Annotated in this window: 11 protein-coding genes; 9 read left to right on the top strand and 2 right to left on the bottom strand. The window is 64.9% G+C overall.

The genetic code is table 11. The annotated features are described in order from the left end of the window. The first annotated feature begins 58 nt into the window (after positions 1-58). The 5 genes from F8197_RS15530 to sppA all read left to right on the top strand — a co-directional run bounded on the left by F8197_RS15530 (position 59) and on the right by sppA (position 5,158). Entirely contained in the window at positions 59-655 is a 597-nt protein-coding gene (locus F8197_RS15530) for a DUF6088 family protein (RefSeq protein ID WP_152882633.1), read from the top strand. Continuing rightward, complete coding sequence (locus F8197_RS29180) at positions 633-1,250, top strand: nucleotidyl transferase AbiEii/AbiGii toxin family protein (RefSeq protein WP_373996889.1); 618 nt, start codon at positions 633-635, stop codon at positions 1,248-1,250. Before F8197_RS15530 ends, F8197_RS29180 begins: the two co-directional genes overlap by 23 nt. Further along, a complete protein-coding gene (locus F8197_RS29175; protein ID WP_255472974.1) occupies positions 1,250-1,660 on the top strand; it encodes a nucleotidyl transferase AbiEii/AbiGii toxin family protein in 411 nt (136 codons plus the stop codon). The genes F8197_RS29180 and F8197_RS29175 overlap by 1 nt, the downstream gene beginning before the upstream one ends. A gap of 117 nt (positions 1,661-1,777) precedes the next feature. Beyond that, complete coding sequence (locus F8197_RS15520; RefSeq protein ID WP_152882632.1) at positions 1,778-3,250, top strand: sodium:solute symporter; 1,473 nt, start codon at positions 1,778-1,780, stop codon at positions 3,248-3,250. Positions 3,251-3,274: 24 nt separating this feature from the next. After that, positions 3,275-5,158, top strand: coding sequence for a signal peptide peptidase SppA (gene sppA, locus F8197_RS15515; RefSeq protein WP_152882631.1), 1,884 nt, complete (start codon positions 3,275-3,277; stop codon positions 5,156-5,158). 3 nt (positions 5,159-5,161) lie between these two features. Here sppA and F8197_RS15510 read toward each other — a convergent pair whose 3' ends face one another. Both F8197_RS15510 and F8197_RS15505 read right to left on the bottom strand, forming a co-directional pair. Beyond that, complete coding sequence (locus F8197_RS15510) at positions 5,162-6,463, bottom strand: HAMP domain-containing sensor histidine kinase (RefSeq protein WP_152882630.1); 1,302 nt, start codon at positions 6,461-6,463, stop codon at positions 5,162-5,164. Further along, positions 6,460-7,203, bottom strand: a complete 744-nt coding sequence (locus tag F8197_RS15505) for a response regulator (protein ID WP_019920285.1) — start codon at positions 7,201-7,203, stop codon at positions 6,460-6,462. Before F8197_RS15505 ends, F8197_RS15510 begins: the two co-directional genes overlap by 4 nt. Before the next feature lie 247 nt (positions 7,204-7,450). Between F8197_RS15505 and F8197_RS15500 the strand changes: the two genes are divergently transcribed. From F8197_RS15500 to F8197_RS15485, 4 genes are read left to right on the top strand one after another with little or no spacing between them, the layout of a single operon-like run. After that, positions 7,451-8,776 carry an MdtA/MuxA family multidrug efflux RND transporter periplasmic adaptor subunit gene (locus F8197_RS15500; protein WP_152882629.1) on the top strand — a complete coding sequence of 442 codons (1,326 nt, stop codon included), beginning with the start codon at positions 7,451-7,453 and terminating at the stop codon, positions 8,774-8,776. A 10-nt stretch (positions 8,777-8,786) separates the two neighbouring features. Then, the gene (locus F8197_RS15495; RefSeq protein ID WP_152882628.1) at positions 8,787-11,918 is read left to right on the top strand and encodes an efflux RND transporter permease subunit; all 3,132 of its coding nucleotides are present in this window, start codon (positions 8,787-8,789) and stop codon (positions 11,916-11,918) included. After that, positions 11,915-15,211, top strand: a complete 3,297-nt coding sequence (locus tag F8197_RS15490; protein ID WP_373996888.1) for an efflux RND transporter permease subunit — start codon at positions 11,915-11,917, stop codon at positions 15,209-15,211. Before F8197_RS15495 ends, F8197_RS15490 begins: the two co-directional genes overlap by 4 nt. Then, complete coding sequence (locus tag F8197_RS15485) at positions 15,208-16,644, top strand: efflux transporter outer membrane subunit (protein ID WP_152882627.1); 1,437 nt, start codon at positions 15,208-15,210, stop codon at positions 16,642-16,644. Before F8197_RS15490 ends, F8197_RS15485 begins: the two co-directional genes overlap by 4 nt. The last annotated feature ends 80 nt before the right edge of the window (positions 16,645-16,724 follow it).

Below are 16,724 nucleotides of genomic sequence, written 5' to 3'. Positions count from 1 at the left end.
GGGCGTCTTTTGAAAACTGTCAGAAAACAGTCTATACTTCTGACACTCAGGAGCGCCCATGTCTACCCTAGCCGAACAAATTCTCAAGTACGCAGCCGAGTTGCCAGAAGGTACGCCAATCGTCGCCAAAGATCTGCTGCATCTTGGCACGCGCGCCGCAGTTGACCAGGTGCTGTCACGTCTCGTGCGGCGCAGTGCGCTGCTGCGCGTCGGTCGTGGTATCTATGCTCTGCCCGTGGAGAGCCGTTTCGGCGCCCGGGCGCCTTCTACGTCAAAAATGGTCGAAGGGCTGGCCAGTCAGCGTGGAGAAATCATCGTTTCGCACGGCGCTGCGGCTGCCAATGCCTTGGGTTTGACCACCCAGGTGCCGATGCGTGCCATTTACCTGACGTCCGGGCGCAGTCGCCACCTGAAACTGGGGGCGCAGACTATCGAGCTTCGCCACGCCCCTTTCTGGCAGTTGATGTTCCCGGGGCGCGCGGCGGGGGATGTGGTGCGTGCACTGGCATGGCTGGGGCCCGAGAAGATCGAGGCGGCAGTGCGCAAGCTTGCTATCAAATTGCCGCCCTCGGCACTCAAGGAGGTCGTCTCGGCACGCTCGCGCTTGCCAACATGGATGGCACAGGAGCTCAGTGCCTTTGTCGGCAATGCCTGAGTTTTTCGATCTCTCGGCAAAAGATCGTCTCGATGCCTTGAGCATCGTGGCCGATGCATCGGGACGGCCACTCCATCTTCTGGAAAAAGACATTTGGGTCGTCTGGGCGTTGCGCCATCTTTTCTCAGGCCCGTACGCAGAACACCTTGTGTTCAAGGGTGGGACATCCTTGTCGAAGGCTTACGGCGTTATCCGGCGTTTCTCTGAGGATGTGGATCTTACCTATGACATTCGTGCCATTGCTGCTGACCTGGTGGGCAATTCAGAAGCGCCGCTGCCAGCGACCAAAAGCCAGGAGAAGAAATGGACCAGGGAGATTCATGTTCGCCTTGATCATTGGGTTGCAACCGAAGTCGTACCACGACTGGAAGCCGAGCTCGTAGATGCTAATTTACCCGCAACCGTAAGAGCAGAGGGCGCGAAGGCCTACATCGAATACACACGAGTTGCGGCAGGCACTGGTTATGTGGCGCCAGCGGTGTTGTTGGAGTTTGGCGCGCGTTCAACCGGAGAACCTAATAGGTGCGCAAGATTACCTGCGATGCAGCGGCTTATCTCCCGGAGGTGGCGTTTCCTGGTGCGCTGCCCCAGGTAATGCGTGCCGAACGTACCTTCTGGGAAAAATGCACGGCAATTCATGTGTTTTGCGCGCAGGGCGCATTCCGTGGCGGCGACCGCTTCGCACGGCATTGGCACGATATCACGCGGCTCGATAGTGCCGGATACGCTGATGCTGCGATCGCGGACAAAGAGCTTGCTCGCGCCGTTGCGGAACACAAAAGCGTGTTTTTTGCCGAGAAAAGCGCGCAGGGCGTAATCGTTGATTATCACGCAGCGGTAGCTGGCCGGTTGCAACTGGTACCAGGCGACGACTTGATGCCGATATTGGCCGCCGATTATCAACATATGATCGACGATGGCTTGTTTCTCGACGATGCCGAGCCTTTCGCGGCGTTAGTGGCGCGGTGCAGATCGATTGAGCGGAAAGCCAATGCCGGGAGCTGACAGGGGCTGTCAAAATTCGTAGGCTTACGACCTGGCTCGGACAACCGAGGGCGCCTGATACCTCCAATAGAACCGCAGTGTATATTGTCGCCCTGTCGAATTTTGCTGGATGTCTCCATGTCTGCCGTATCCCTGTTCTGCCTGGTGTTTGCGTATTTCGCCCTGCTGCTGGCCGTGGCGTGGCGCACCTCGCGTCACGCGAACAATGCCAGCTTCTTCATCGGTAACAAGCGCAGCAACTGGATGGTGGTGGCGTTTGGCATGGTGGGGACCACGCTGTCGGGTGTGACCTTCATCAGCGTGCCGGGGGCAGTGGGGGCCGGTGGGTTTGGCTATTTGCAGGTGATTCTCGGCTACGTGCTTGGCTATGTCGCCGTGGCCTACATTTTGCTGCCGCTGTATTATCGCCTGAAACTGACCTCGATCTACCATTACCTCGACGTGCGGCTCGGTGGCGGTGCGTATCGCAGCGGGGCGGCGTTCTTCATTCTTTCGCGCCTGCTCAGCGCTTCGGCGCGGCTGTACCTGGTGGTCAATATCCTGCAAATCACCATTCTCGATAGCCTCGGCGTGCCGTTCTGGCTGACCACCGTCGTGATCCTGGCGATGATCCTGCTGTACACCTACGAAGGGGGCGTGAAAACCATCGTCTGGACCGACACCCTGCAAACGGCCGGCATGGTCATCGGCCTGCTGGCGTGCGTGGGCTGGCTGCTGCATGAAATGGAGATCGGGCCGCTCGAGAGCCTGGTGCGCCTGCACGACGCGGGTCTGACGCGCTGGATCACCAGCGACATCGACAGCCCGGCCAACTTCTGGAAGCAGGTGCTGGCGGGCTTCTTCATCGTGCTGGCCATGACCGGCATGGACCAGGAGACCATGCAGAAGAATATCTCGATCAAGACCCTGCGCGACTCGCAAAAGAACATGCTGGTGCTGACCGTGATCCTCACGGCGGTGCTGGTGCTGTTCATGTTCCTCGGCGGCTTGCTGTCGCTGTATGCGCCGACCGTGGGCGTTGCCGCCACCGGCGACAAGCTGTTCCCGGCGGTGGTGATGGGCCACATGCCCGCCGCGCTGCAACTGCTGTTCTTCATCGGCCTGGTATCGGCACTGTTCCCCAGCGCGGACGGCGCCATGACCGCGCTCACGGCCACGTTCAGCCTTGACATCCTCGGCATCGAACGCCGCGCGGACCTGGTCGAGGCGGACCGGGTGCGCATCCGCCACCGCGTGCACCTCGGTTTTTGTGCGCTGTTCCTGGTGCTGGTGCTGCTGTTCAAATGGATCGACAACGCCAGCATGGTGGGCCTGGTGCTCAAGCTCACCGGCTATACCTATGGGCCGCTGCTGGGTCTTTTCGCCTTCGGGCTGCTGACGCAGCGTGCGGTGCGCAACCGCTGGGTGCCGTGGGTGGCGCTGGCCGGCCCGGCGCTTTGCTACGCTGTCGATGTCAACCAGGCGGCGTTGTTCGAACATTATCGTTTGGGGCTCGAACTGCTGGTATTGAACGGCGTCCTGGTATTTATCGGGCTGCTGATGATTTCCACCCCTCGGCAAGCGCCCGAACTTGCAGTATCATCCTTGTAAATTTCGCAATCACATGGAGTCTTGATGACCCGTTCACCGCTTTCCTATATTCGTAGTGGCTTCGGCTTTTTCTGGCGCGCGCTCGACGCCGGCCGCCGCACGATCCTCAACCTGCTGTTCCTGGCGCTGCTGATCGTGCTGGCGATTGCCATCTTCGGCGGCGGCGCCAAGCCGCTCGCAGCCAAGACCACGCTGGTGCTGGACCTCAAGGGCCAGTTGGTCGAGCAGACCAGTCTCAACCCGCGCGACGCGCTGCTCACCAGCGCGCAAGGCGGCGAAACGCTGCGCATGCTGCAGCTGCGCGACGTGCTCAAGGTGCTCGACGCTGCCGCCAAGGATGCCAACATCAGCGGCGCCGTGCTGCTCACCGACGAAATGCAGGGTGGCGGACCCGCCATGCTGCGCGAAGTGGCGTCCGCCATCGACCGCTTCAAGGCGTCCGGCAAAACCGTGGTTGCCTGGGGCACCAACTATGACCAGAACCAGTACCTGGTGGCGGCCCACGCCAACGAGGTGTACGTGCACCCGATGGGCGTGGTGATGATCGAAGGTTACGGCCGCTATCGTAATTACTACCGCGACGCGCTCGATAAACTGGGCGTGACCGTCAACCTGATGCGCGTGGGTACCTACAAGAGCTTTGCCGAGCCATACATCGCCAACGGCCCGTCGCCAGCGGCAGCCGAGGCGGACGCCTACCTGAACAACGCCCTGTGGACGTCCTACACCGACAACGTGGAAAAGGCGCGCAAGCTGCCCAAGGGCCAGATCATGAAGTCGATCGACGAACTGCCGGCCAAGGTGGTCGAGTTCAACGGCGACCTGGCGAAAATCACGCTGGCGGCCAAGTTGGTGGACGGCCTGAAAACCCGCGATGAAATCCGCGACCTGATGATCAAGCGCGGCGCCGCCGACGACGAAGGCAAGAGCTTCCGCCAGGTCGGCTTCGAAGACTACCTGGCGCGCCAGTCCGAACCGATGACCGGCGACGCCATCGGCGTGGTCATCGCCCAGGGTTCGATCAGCGACGGCACGGCCGGTCCGGGCAGCATCGGCGGCGATTCGACCTCCAAGCTGATTCGCGCCGCGCGCGAAGACAAGAACATCAAGGCCGTGGTGCTGCGCGTCGATTCGCCGGGCGGCAGCGCGTTCGCCTCGGAGTTGATCCGCCGCGAACTGGAACTCACGCGCGCTGCCGGCAAGCCGGTGGTGGTCTCGATGGGCAACGTGGCCGCGTCGGGCGGTTACTGGATTTCGATGTCGGCCGACGAAGTGATCGCCGAACCTAACACGATTACCGGTTCGATCGGCGTGTTTGCCATCTTGCCTACCGCCGAGAAAGTGGCTGACAAGCTGGGCATCCATTCCGCAGGCCAGCCTACCACGTGGCTCGGCGACGCCTACAATCCACTGCGCCCGCTCGATCCGCGCTTCGTGCAGGTAATGCAGGGCAGCGTCAACCACATCTACGCCGACTTTACCGCGCGCGCGGCAAAGGCCCGTAAAACCACGCCAGAGAAAATCGACGCCGTGGCGCAAGGCCGCGTCTGGACCGGCGCCCAGGCCAAGGAGCGTGGGCTGGTGGATACCCTGGGCAGCTACGGCGACGCCCTGGCCTCGGCCGCCAAGCGCGCCAAGCTGACCGGTTATCGCACCGTGTACATCGAACGCGAGATCAGCAAGTTCGAGCGGGTGCTGGGCATGGTCGGTGGCACGGCGGCGCAGGCAGTCGGTCAGTCGATCGCCAACGCGGTGTCGGCCAAGTTGAACCTCGGAGTGACGGCGGCGACCGGCCTGCCGCCTGGCGCGGCCAACGGCGTGGCGCAGGATATGGCGTGGCTGGCCGATATCAAGGCATCACGCAAGCCATTTACCGTGATTACGCACTGCCTGTGCGAGGTGCCGTGAGTTTTACGCGGGCAGCGGCAACGTAATCTCGAAGCAGCTGCCCCCGTCACCACGCAGCACACAGCGCGCCTCGCCACCATGGCGGCGCGCGATTTGCCTGATCAACGCCAGGCCCAACCCCGCGCCACTGTTGTCGCGGGTGTTGCGGCGGCGGTAGAACGGTTCGAACACGCGTTCGAATTCCTCTTCCGGTATTCCCGGCCCCTGGTCCCACACCAACAAGCGCGCCATGCCTGTTTCGGCAGCGATGGTCACGTGCACCGGCGGCACGCCGTGGCGATAGGCGTTTTCCAGCAGGTTGCGCAGCAGGCGGCGCAGCAGGCGCGGGTCGCCTTGCAGCACGGCCGATTGGCCGTCAAGCAGCGCCTCGTCGTAGCGCGCGCATTCTTCGGCGGCCAGCGCCAGCAGGTCGATCTCTTCGTACTGGGTAGTGTCGGTGAGCGCACCGAGGCGGCTGGCCAGCAGGATTTCGTCGAGCAGGTCGTTCAGCTCCGCGATGTCCTGTTCCAGGCCGGCGCGGCGCTTGGGATCGACATTGTCCTTCACCAGTTCCAGCGCCAGGCGGATGCGCGCCAGCGGCGTGCGCAGCTCGTGCGAGGCGTTGGCCAGCAGGGTTTTATGGGCGCCCACCAGCTGTTCGATCTTGTCGGCGGCGCCATTAAAACTTTGCGCCAGGCGCGCCACTTCGTCATTGCCTTCCACTTTCACGCGCGCCGTCAGGTCGCCGGCGCCCAGCGATTCCACGCCTTGCTGCAGGCGTTCGAGGCGCTTGGTCAGTCGCCGCACCAGCGGAAACGCCGCCACACCGATCACCAGCGCCAGCATCAGCATGGTGTTTTGCAGCGCCGCCTTAGGGCGGATGAAGCCGAGCGGTTCGCTCGACAGCAGCCGGCGGCCGTCGGGCAGGCGCACATACGATTCCGGCGGCGGGCCGGTGATGCCGCGCTGGCGCCAGTGGCGCGCCGGAATCAGGTCGCCGACCACGGCCAGCGGCCGCCAGTCGCGCGTGTAGAGCGTCATGTGGGCGTTCAGGCCGGCCGCCACCTTTTCCAGCGCAGCCTGCTGCTGGGCGTGCGGTGCATCTAGCGGCGCCAGCACGTTCATCATCACCCGCGACAGCGTGGCGTTGGAGCGCTCCAGCGGCCCGCCCGAGCGGCCCCACGATTGCAGCACCGCCATGGCGAACAGCAGCAGCACGACCAGCAGCGCCACGTAAAAGCTGAAGTACAGGCGCGGCAGACCGCGCGAAAAGCGCTGGAGCAGTCCAGCTTTGGGCGCCGCAGGCGCAGGCTGTATTGCGCTCAATCCTGCACCTTGGCGAACAGGTAGCCGGCGCCGCGCACGGTGATGATGCGGCGCGGCTTTTTGGGGTCGTCCTCGACGGCGGCGCGGATGCGCGACATGTGGACGTCGATCGAGCGGTCGAACGCTTCGATCGGTTCGCCCTTGAGCAGTTCCATCAGGCTGTCGCGCGAGAGTACGCGGCCGGCGTGGCGGGCCAGCACCAGCAGCAGGTCGAACTGGTAAGCGGTGAGTTCGCACGGCACGCCGTCGAGTTTTGCCGAATGCGAGGCCGAATCGATTTCGAGCCGGCCGAAGCGCAGGAAGTCGTCGGACCCGGACGGGCCGCCGCGCTGGTCGGCACGGCCCAGGCCGACGTCCACGCGGCGGCGCAGGATGGCGCGCAGGCGGGCCAGCAGCTCGCGCGGTTCGAACGGCTTGGGCAGGTAGTCGTCGGCGCCCATTTCCAGGCCGACGATGCGGTCGATGGCGTCGCCGCGCGCGGTGAGCATCAGCACCGGCACGTCGGAGACGGCGCGCGCCTGGCGGCACACGTCGAGGCCGTCCATGTCGGGGAGCATCAGGTCGAGGATCACGGCGTCGGCCTGGCCGGCGGCGATGTGCACCACGGCCTCGCGGCCGTTGGGGGCGTGGGTGACGCGAAAACCGGCCTGGGTCAGGTATTCGGTGAGCATGTCTGCCAGGCGGGGATCGTCTTCCACCAGCAGGATGCGGTTGGAAATGTGGGCAAGGTCGGTAGTCATCAGAACATTTTACAGCGTTGCCGCCGCAGTTTAAGCGATGGGGGAGATTGTCGCGGGCGGCGGTATCGGGCCGATGTCACGCCGGTAAAGAAATGTAAAGCTAGTTGAAGGAAGTGTGGCTGAAGTCCTTGATTGTCCACGACTTTGTAGCGAGTTTGTATCGGCTGTGCATGGGCAACTGACAGGGCAGGGGCCTTGTGCTAGAGTCCACGCATTCTGATTCGCCAGCATACAAATAGGGACAATAATGGAAACACCAGCCAAGCCAAATTCGAATCTCAACCGCCCCAAAAGCCGCCGTTCAAAAATCATCGGTGGCGTGATCGCCGTCGCGGCGATGGCAGGGCTGGGAGGGCTGGCCTGGTATCTGACGCACCAGCCGGCGGCGCCCGTGCCTGGTGCTCCGGGCGCTGCCGGTCCCGGTGGCCCTGGCCCCGGCGGCCCCGGTGGCGGCAACCGGCGCGGCATGCCCGCCACCACGGTGGGCGTGGCCACAGCGGAAAAGGCCGACATCCCGGTCACGCTCGAAGCGCTTGGCACGGTCACCGCTGCAGCCACCACCACGGTGCGCCCGCAAGTGACCGGCATCCTGCAAAAAGTGCTGTTCAAGGAAGGCCAGATGGTCAAGGCCGGCCAGGTGCTGGCGCAGATCGATCCGCGCCAGTTCGAAATGTCGCTGCTGCAGGCCAGCGGCCAGCGCCAGCGCGACGAGGCGCAGCTGGAAAACGCCAAGCTCACGCTCGAACGCTATAACACCCTGTTGAAACAGGACTCGATCGCGCGCCAGGACGTCGATACCCAGGCCGCGCTGGTCAAGCAGCTCGAAGGCACCGTCATGACCGACCGCGCAGCCGAAGGCACGGCCAAGCTCAATCTCGGCTACACCAAGGTAATCGCGCCGATCACCGGCCGCGTGGGCTTGCGCGTGGTCGATATCGGTAACCTGGTCAGTTCCGGCGACTCCACCGGCATTGCCGTGATCACGCAGATGTCGCCGATCGACGTCGAGTTCTCGATCCCGCAGGACAGCGTGCCGAACCTGATGCAGCGCATTAACGAGAATGCCGCGCTGCCGGCGCTGGCGCTCGACCGCACCCGCACCAACACGCTCGACAGCGGCAAGTTCGCGGCGCTGGACAACCAGGTCGATACCCAGACCGGCACCGTCAAGGCCAAGGCCCGCTTTGCCAACGACAAATCGACGCTGTTCCCGAGCCAGTTCGTCAACGTGCGGCTGGAACTGCGCACTATCAAGGACGCCATCATGGTGCCGGTGAACGCCGTGCGCCACGGCGCCAAGGGCGATTTTGTCTGGGTGCTCAAGGAAGACAAGACCGTCACCATGCGCAGCATTACGCGCGGCGAAGCGACGGTAGACAAGGTGCAGATCTCCAGCGGCCTGCAGGCCGGCGAAAAAGTCATCACCGAAGGCGCCGACCGTCTGAAAGAAGGCGCCAAGGTCACGTTGCCTGGTTCCGGCAACCACCAGGGTGCTGCCGGCGCCAAGGCCGCCGACGGCGCCGCGCCGGCCGGCGAGCAGCGCCGCCGCAAAGATCAGGCCGCGGCGCAGTGAGGGACCATTCATGAGTCCATCCGCTCCCTTTATCCAGCGGCCGGTAGCGACCTCGCTGCTGATGCTGGCGATCGTGCTGGCCGGCCTGGTAGGCTTCAAGTTCCTGCCGCTGTCGGCGCTGCCGCAAGTCGATTTTCCCACCATCCAGGTGCAAACGCTGTACCCGGGCGGCAGCCCGGAGGTAATGGGCCAGACCGTGACCGCGCCGCTGGAACGCCAGTTCGGCCAGATGTCGGGCTTGCAGCGCATGAGTTCCACCAGCGCCGCCGGCGTGTCCATCATCACCCTGCAGTTCGGCCTGGGCCAGACGCTGGAAGTGGCCGAGCAGGAAGTGCAGGCCGCCATCAACGCCGGCACGTCGCTGCTGCCTACCGATTTGCCGGCGCCGCCCGTGTACGCCAAGGTCAACCCGGCCGACGCGCCGGTACTCACCTTGGCGATCACGTCCGACACCATGCCGCTGACGGAAGTGCAGAACATCGTCAACACCCGCCTGGCGCTGAAAATCTCGCAGGTCTCGGGCGTGGGCCTGGTGACCCTGTCCGGCGGCCAGCGCCCGGCCGTGCGCATCCAGGCCGATACGAACCTGCTGGCATCGTACGGGCTGGGGCTCGATACGCTGCGCACGGTGATCACGTCGTCCAACTCCAACGGCGCCAAGGGCAGTTTCGACGGCCCCACGCGCGCCTACACCATCAACGCCAACGACCAGCTGGTCACCGCCAAGGACTACCGCGACCTGGTGCTGACTTATAAGAACGGCGCCCCGGTGCGCCTGTCCGACGTGGCGCAGGTGGTCGATAGCGCCGAGAACGTGGAACTGGGCGCCTGGGCCGGCTCGCAGAACGACCTCAAACAGGCCATCATCCTCAACGTCCAGCGCCAGCCCGGCGCCAACGTGATCGCCACCGTGGACGCCATCAAGGCACGCCTGCCGGAACTGGAAGCGGGCCTGCCGGGCGCGATCAAGGTCGAGGTGCTGAGCGACCGCACCACCGGCATCCGCGCCTCGGTCAAGCACGTGGGCATGGAGCTGCTGCTGGCCGTGGTGCTGGTGGTGCTGGTGATCTTCGCCTTCCTGCACAGCATGCGCGCGACCATCATCGCCAGCCTGTCGGTGCCGATCTCGCTGATCGGCACCTGCGGCGTGATGTACTTGCTCGGCTACAGCCTGAATAACCTGTCGCTGATGGCGCTCACCATTGCCACCGGCTTCGTGGTCGATGACGCCATCGTCATGATCGAAAACATCGCCCGCTACATCGAAGAGGGCGACGCGCCGATGCCGGCCGCGCTGCGCGGCGCCAAGCAGATCGGCTTTACCATCATCTCGCTGACCGTGTCGCTGATCGCGGTGCTGATTCCGCTGCTGTTCATGGGCGACGTGGTGGGCCGCCTGTTCCGCGAGTTCGCGATGGCGCTGGCAATCACCATCCTGATTTCGGCCGTGGTGTCGCTGACGCTGGTGCCGATGATGTCGGCGCGCTGGCTGAAACCGCACGGCGAGGAAAAGCCGAGCCGTTTCGCCATCAAGTTCCAGCATTTCTTCGACTGGGTGGTGGGCCACTACGACCGTTCGCTCACCTGGGTGATCGCGCGCAGCGGCCTGACCTTGCTGGTCGCCTTGGGCACCATGCTGCTCACCGTGCTGCTGTACATCGCCATCCCGAAAGGCCTGTTCCCGACGCAGGACACGGGCCAGTTGCAGGCGCGCCTGGAAACCGGCAAGGCCGTCTCGTATGCGCGCATGGCGGAACTGCAGCAGCAGGCTGCGCGCGCCATCCTCGACGATCCGGCCGTGGGCACGCTCAGCTCCGTGGTCGGCGTGGACGCGGCCAACAACAGCATGCTCCACACCGGCAGCATGCTGATCAACCTGAAACACGACCGCTCCGGCAACCAGCAGGACATCATGGACCGCCTGCGTTCACGCGTGGCGCAGATTCCGGGCATGACCTTGTACCTGCAACCCACCCAGGATCTGACCATCGACGCCGAATCAGGACCTACCCAGTTCCGCGTGTCGATCGAGGGGGCCGATAACGCCACCGTCAACGAGTGGGCCACCAAGCTGGCCGACCAGATGCGTACCAAGAAGGAGCTGCGCAACGTGGTGTCCGACGTGGGCGCCAGCGCCAACGCCGCGTACATCTCGATCGACCGTGATACGGCTTCGCGCCTGTCGGTGACTGCCGCGTCGATCGACGATGCGCTGTACAGCGCCTTCGGCCAGCGCATCGTTTCCACTATCTTCACCGAGACCAACCAGTACCGCGTGATCCTGGAAGCGAAGAACGATTCCATCACGTCGCCGCAGGATCTGATCAACCTGCAATTGCGCACCGGCTCGGGCAAGGCTACGCCGCTGTCGGCGGTGGCCACCATCAGCGAGCGTCCGGCGCCGTTGCAGGTCACGCACGTGGCGCAGTATCCGGCCACCACGCTCGGTTTCGACACCGCCAGCGGCGTCTCGCTCGGTACCGCCGTGGATGCGATCCGCCAGGCTGCCGTGGAAATCAAGTTCCCGCAGTCGGTCACGCTGACCTTCCTCGGCGCTTCGGGCGCGTACCAGAATTCGCTGTCCAACCAGCTGTGGCTGATCCTGGCGGCGGTGGTGTGCGTGTACATCGTGCTCGGCGTGCTGTACGAGAGCTATGTGCATCCGCTGACCATCCTGTCCACCTTGCCGTCGGCCGGCGTGGGCGCGCTGCTGGCGCTGATGATCACGGGCCAGGACCTGGGGGTGATCGGCATTATCGGCATCATCCTCCTGATCGGCATTGTCAAGAAGAACGCCATCATGATGATCGACTTTGCCATCGAGGCCGAGCGCGAAGGCGGCAAGTCGCCGCGCGACGCGATCCACCAGGCCGCGCTGCTGCGCTTCCGCCCCATCATCATGACCACGCTGGCGGCGCTGTTTGCGGCGGTACCGCTGATGCTGGGCTGGGGCGAGGGCGCCGAGCTGCGCCGGCCACTGGGCCTGGCCATCTTCGGTGGCCTGATCGTCAGCCAGTTGCTCACGCTGTTTACCACGCCGGTGATCTATCTTGCCTTCGACAGCCTGGGACGCCGCTTTGGCGGTGGCCAAGCCGCCCGCAAGCACGGTGATGCGTATCCGGTCGAAGGCGGTGCGCTGTGAACCTGTCGTCGCCCTTCGTCAAGCGGCCGATCGCCACCGTCCTGCTGACGATCGGCCTGGCGCTGGCCGGCATCGGCGCGTTCTTCGTGCTGCCGGTGGCGCCGCTGCCGCAGGTGGATTTCCCGGTCATCTCGGTGTCGGCCAGCCTGCCGGGCGCCAGCCCCTCGACCATGGCGTCGAGCGTGGCCACGCCGCTCGAACGGCACCTGGGCGTCATCGCCGGGGTCAACGAAATGACCTCGAGCTCGAACACGGGCAGCGCCAACGTCACCTTGCAGTTCGATCTCAATCGTAACGTCGATGCGGTGGCGCGCGAGGTGCAGGCGGCAATCAACGCCAGCCGGGTCGATCTGCCGGCCACGCTGCGCAGCAACCCCACCTACCGCAAGGCCAATACGTCCGGCTCGCCGGTGATGATCCTGGCGCTGACGTCCAAGACGCGCACGCCGGGCCAGATCTACGATGCCGTCTCCAACGTGGTGGTGCAGCGCCTGTCGCAGGTGGACGGCATCGGCGACGTGGAGCTGGGCGGCGGTTCGCTGCCGGCGGTGCGGGTGGAACTGAACCCGTACACGCTCAACAAGGTGGGCCTGTCGATGGAGGACGTACGCGCCGCCATCCAGGCAACCAACGCCAACCGCCCGCGCGGCGCCCTGCAGGGCGACGGCCGCCGGCTGCAAATCTATACCGAATCGGTGAACGGGGAGGGTGGCCGCAGTGCAGCCAACTACCGCAACCTGGTGGTGGGCTGGCGCGACGGCACCGCCATCCGCCTGCAGGATGTGGCCGAAGTGGTCGATGGCGTGGAAGACCAGAACAACCTGGGCCTGTTCAACGGCCAGCCGGCCATCGTCGTGCTGCTGCGGCCCCAGGCCGGCGCCAACGTGATCGAGACCGTGGACAGCGTGCGCGCGCAACTGCCTGCCTTGCAGGCGCAGTTGCCGCCCGATGTGACGGTGTCGGTTGCCAGCGACAGCACCAATTCCATCCGCTCCTCGCTGCACGAAATCGAAATCACGCTGATCATCTCGATCCTGCTGGTGGTGCTGGTGGTGAGCGCCTTCCTGCGCAACCTGCGCGCCACCATCATTCCGGCCGTGGCCACCATCGTCTCGCTGCTCGGCACTTTCGGTGTGATGTATTTGCTCGGCTTTTCACTCAACAACCTGTCGCTGATGGCGCTGACGGTGGCCACCGGCTTCGTGGTCGATGACGCCATCGTGGTGCTGGAAAATACCACGCGCCACATCGAGGCCGGCATGGACCGCATGACAGCGGCATTGCTCGGTGCGCGCGAGGTGGGTTTTACCGTGCTGTCCATCAGCCTGTCGCTGATTGCCGTGTTCATTCCGCTCTTGTTCATGGGCGGCCAGTTCGGCGCGCTGTTCAAGGAGTTTGCCGTCACCCTGTCGGCGGCGGTGATGATTTCGCTGGTCGTCTCGCTCACCACCACGCCGATGATGTGCGCGTGGCTGCTCAAGGCCGACCAGCACACGGCCAAGCCGGGCCGCATTGCGCGCGTGTTCGAGCGCGGTTTCGACCGCATCCTGAAAGGTTACGAGCATGGCCTGGACTGGGCCTTGTCGAGCGTATGGCTGGTGATGCTGGGATTGCTGTTCGTGGTGGGCCTGAATTTTTACCTGTTTGCGGCGATACCGAAGGGCGGCTTCCCGCAGCAGGATACGGGCCAGATCAACGGCGGCATCCGCGCCGACCAGAGCATCTCGTTCCAGGCCATGCAGGGCAAGTTGCGCCAGCTGGTGAACATCATCAAGGACGATCCCGATGTCGCCACGGTGGTGGGCTTTACCGGCGGGCGGCGTGCCGGCGGCGGCTTCATGTTCATCAACCTCAAACCCGCCAACGAGCGCACCGTGGCCGGCAACGCCGTACTGGCGCGCCTGCGGCCGAAACTGGCCAAGGTGACCGGCGTGAGCCTGTTCCTGAGTCCCGTGCAGGATTTGCGTTCGGGCGGCCGTTCGGCCAACGCCAACTACCAGTACACGCTCAAGAGCGACAACGAGGCCGACCTGAAAAAATGGGCCACGCGCCTGGCCGAGGCCATGAAAGGCCAGCCCGGCATGATCGACGTGGATAGCGACCAGGCCGAGAATGGCGTGGAAACCTATGTCACGGTGGACAAGGACAGCGCCTCGCGGCTGGGCATCACGTCCAGGGACATCGACAATGCGCTGTACAACAGCTTTGGCCAGCGCCAGGTCGCCACCATCTACGATGAGGTCAACCAGTACCACGTGATCATGGAAGTGGCGCGCGAGTACAGCCGCAGTCCCGACTCGCTCAAGGATGTGTATGTGCCGTCGAAGGGGCTGCCGTCGCCCACGGCGTCCAATCCGAGCGGCGCGCCCGCTGCGACCACCACCACGACCACCGCCAGCGGCACCACCACCACGGCCAGCAGCACCGGCCTGGCGGCCAACGTGTCGGCGCCGGCGGTGCGCGACGCCTCGTCCGGCTCCGCCTTGAGCACGTCGGCCACCACCATGGTGCCGCTGTCGGCGGTGGCCACGTTTGCCGAAAGTTCCACGGCCACCTCGATCAACCACCAGGACGGCGAACTGGCCACCACCATCGCCTTCAACCTGGTGGAGGGCGTGAGCCTGTCCGACGCAACGGTGCAGATTACCGCTGCCGAAGCGGCGATCGGCCTGCCGAACAATGTGCGCGGCAGCTTCCAGGGCTCGGCCAAGAACGCCCAGGACAGCAACAAGGCACTGCCGCTGCTGATCCTGGCCGCCATCGTGGTGATCTACATCGTGCTGGGCATTCTGTATGAAAGCCTGGTACACCCGGTGACCGTGCTGACCACCTTGCCGTCGGCAGGCGTGGGCGCCGTGCTGGCGCTGCTGCTGTTCAAGATGGAGTTCTCGACCATCGCCCTGATCGGGATTTTCCTGTTGATCGGCATCGTCAAGAAGAACGCCATTCTGATCATCGACTTCGCGCTGGAGGCCGAACGTTCGCGCGGGCTGTCACCGCTGGAGGCAGTGCGCGAGGCATGCCTGCTGCGCTTCCGGCCGATCCTGATGACCACCGTGGCTGCCGCGCTGGGCGCGCTGCCGCTGGCGATCGGCTTTGGCGAAGGTTCCGAATTGCGCCGCCCGCTGGGCGTGACCATCGTCGGCGGCCTGATCGCCAGCCAGCTGCTGACCCTTTTCACCACGCCGGTGGTGTACATCCTGATGGACAAGCTGCGTCGCCGCAGCCCGTCCGAACAACAACTGAGCAGAATCCACGGCGAGCAGGCAACTGCGGCGCCGACCACACCATGAGCACACAAGTACCTGTTTTCCGTCCTGCGACCATTGTCCTGACCCTGGCATCTGCGCTGCTGGCGAGCGGTTGTGCAGTCGGTCCCGCCTACCAAGTGCCGGCCACCCCAAGCCCCGCCGCCTTCAAGGAAGCCGCGCCCGCCGCCGAGAAAGTGGCCGCCGGCTGGACCGAGGCCGCGCCGGCCGACACGCTCGAGCGCGGCCCGTGGTGGCAGCTGTTCGGTGACGAGCAGCTGAACCAGATGGCCGCCAGCCTGGAAGTGACCAACCAGAACGTGGCGGTGGCCGCTGCCAACTACGCGCAGGCCCGGGCGCTGGTGGCCGAGCAGCGCGCGGCGCTGTTCCCGGTGGTCGATTTGTCCGCCACCGCCAACCGCTCCGGCGGTGGCGGCGACACCCGTGCCACCAATGCCTACCGCACCAGCATCGGCGCCAGCTGGGAGCCGGACGTGTGGGGCAAGCTGCGCGCCGGCGCCAACAGCGCCGAGGCCAGCTTGCAGGCCAGCGCTGCCGACCTGGCCGCCGCGCGCCTGTCCGCGCAAGGTGAATTAGCCACCAATTACCTGTCGCTGCGCATGACCGACGCCCAGAAGGAACTGCTTGACGCGACCACCGAGGGCTACGAGCGGGTACTGCAAATTACCCAGAACCGTTTTGATGCCGGCGTCACCGCCAAGTCGGACCTGCTGCAGGCGCAAACCCAGCTGGCCAATGCCCGTATCGACCAAGTGAGCCTGGTGCGCCAGCGCGCCGTGCTCGAACATGCGATCGCGGTCCTGCTGGGCCGCGCCGCCAGCGACTTTGCCATCGCCCCGGCCAAGTGGGCGGTGGTGGTGCCCGATGTGCCGACCGGCGTGCCTTCGACCTTGCTGCAACGCCGGCCCGACATTGCTACCGCCGAGCGCCGGGTGGCGGTGGCCAATGCGCAGATCGGCATTGCGCGCGCCGCTTACTTCCCGAGCCTGACCCTGAGCGGCTCGTACGGCTTCGGCTCCAGCGCCACCGGCGGCCTGTTCAACGCATCGAACAACCTGTGGTCGCTGGGGTTGTCGGCGGCGCAAACGCTGTTCGACGCCGGCGCCATCAAGGCCCGCGTGGCCGGCGCGGAGGCCTCGCGCGACGCCGCCATTGCCAGCTATCGCCAGACCGTGCTGACCGCGTTTGCGGACGTGGAAAACCAGCTGTCGGCCACGCGCGCGCTGGCGCTGCAGCTCGAACTGCGCCGCACGGCGTCGGAAGCGGCCGACCAGGTGGAAGCGCAAATGCTCAACCGCTACCGCGCCGGCCAGGTCAACTACACCGAGGTGGTGACCGCCCAGACCACCGCGCTCAACGCGCGCCGCGCTTTGATCCAGGCCCAGGGCGACCGCCAGACCACGGCGGTGGCGCTGATTCAGTCGCTCGGCGGCGGCTGGCACGTGGCGGCGCAGTAGCGGCCGGCCAGCGTTGCGGGCGCGGCGACTGCCGTAGGGCAGGGGTGGAAAAGCAAGACGCTTTGCTATAATAATCTGGC

Source organism: Duganella sp. FT27W (genome assembly GCF_009295655.1).
GTDB lineage: Bacteria > Pseudomonadota > Gammaproteobacteria > Burkholderiales > Burkholderiaceae_D > Rugamonas > Rugamonas zoogloeoides.
This window is presented reverse-complemented; position numbering and strand designations above follow the sequence as displayed.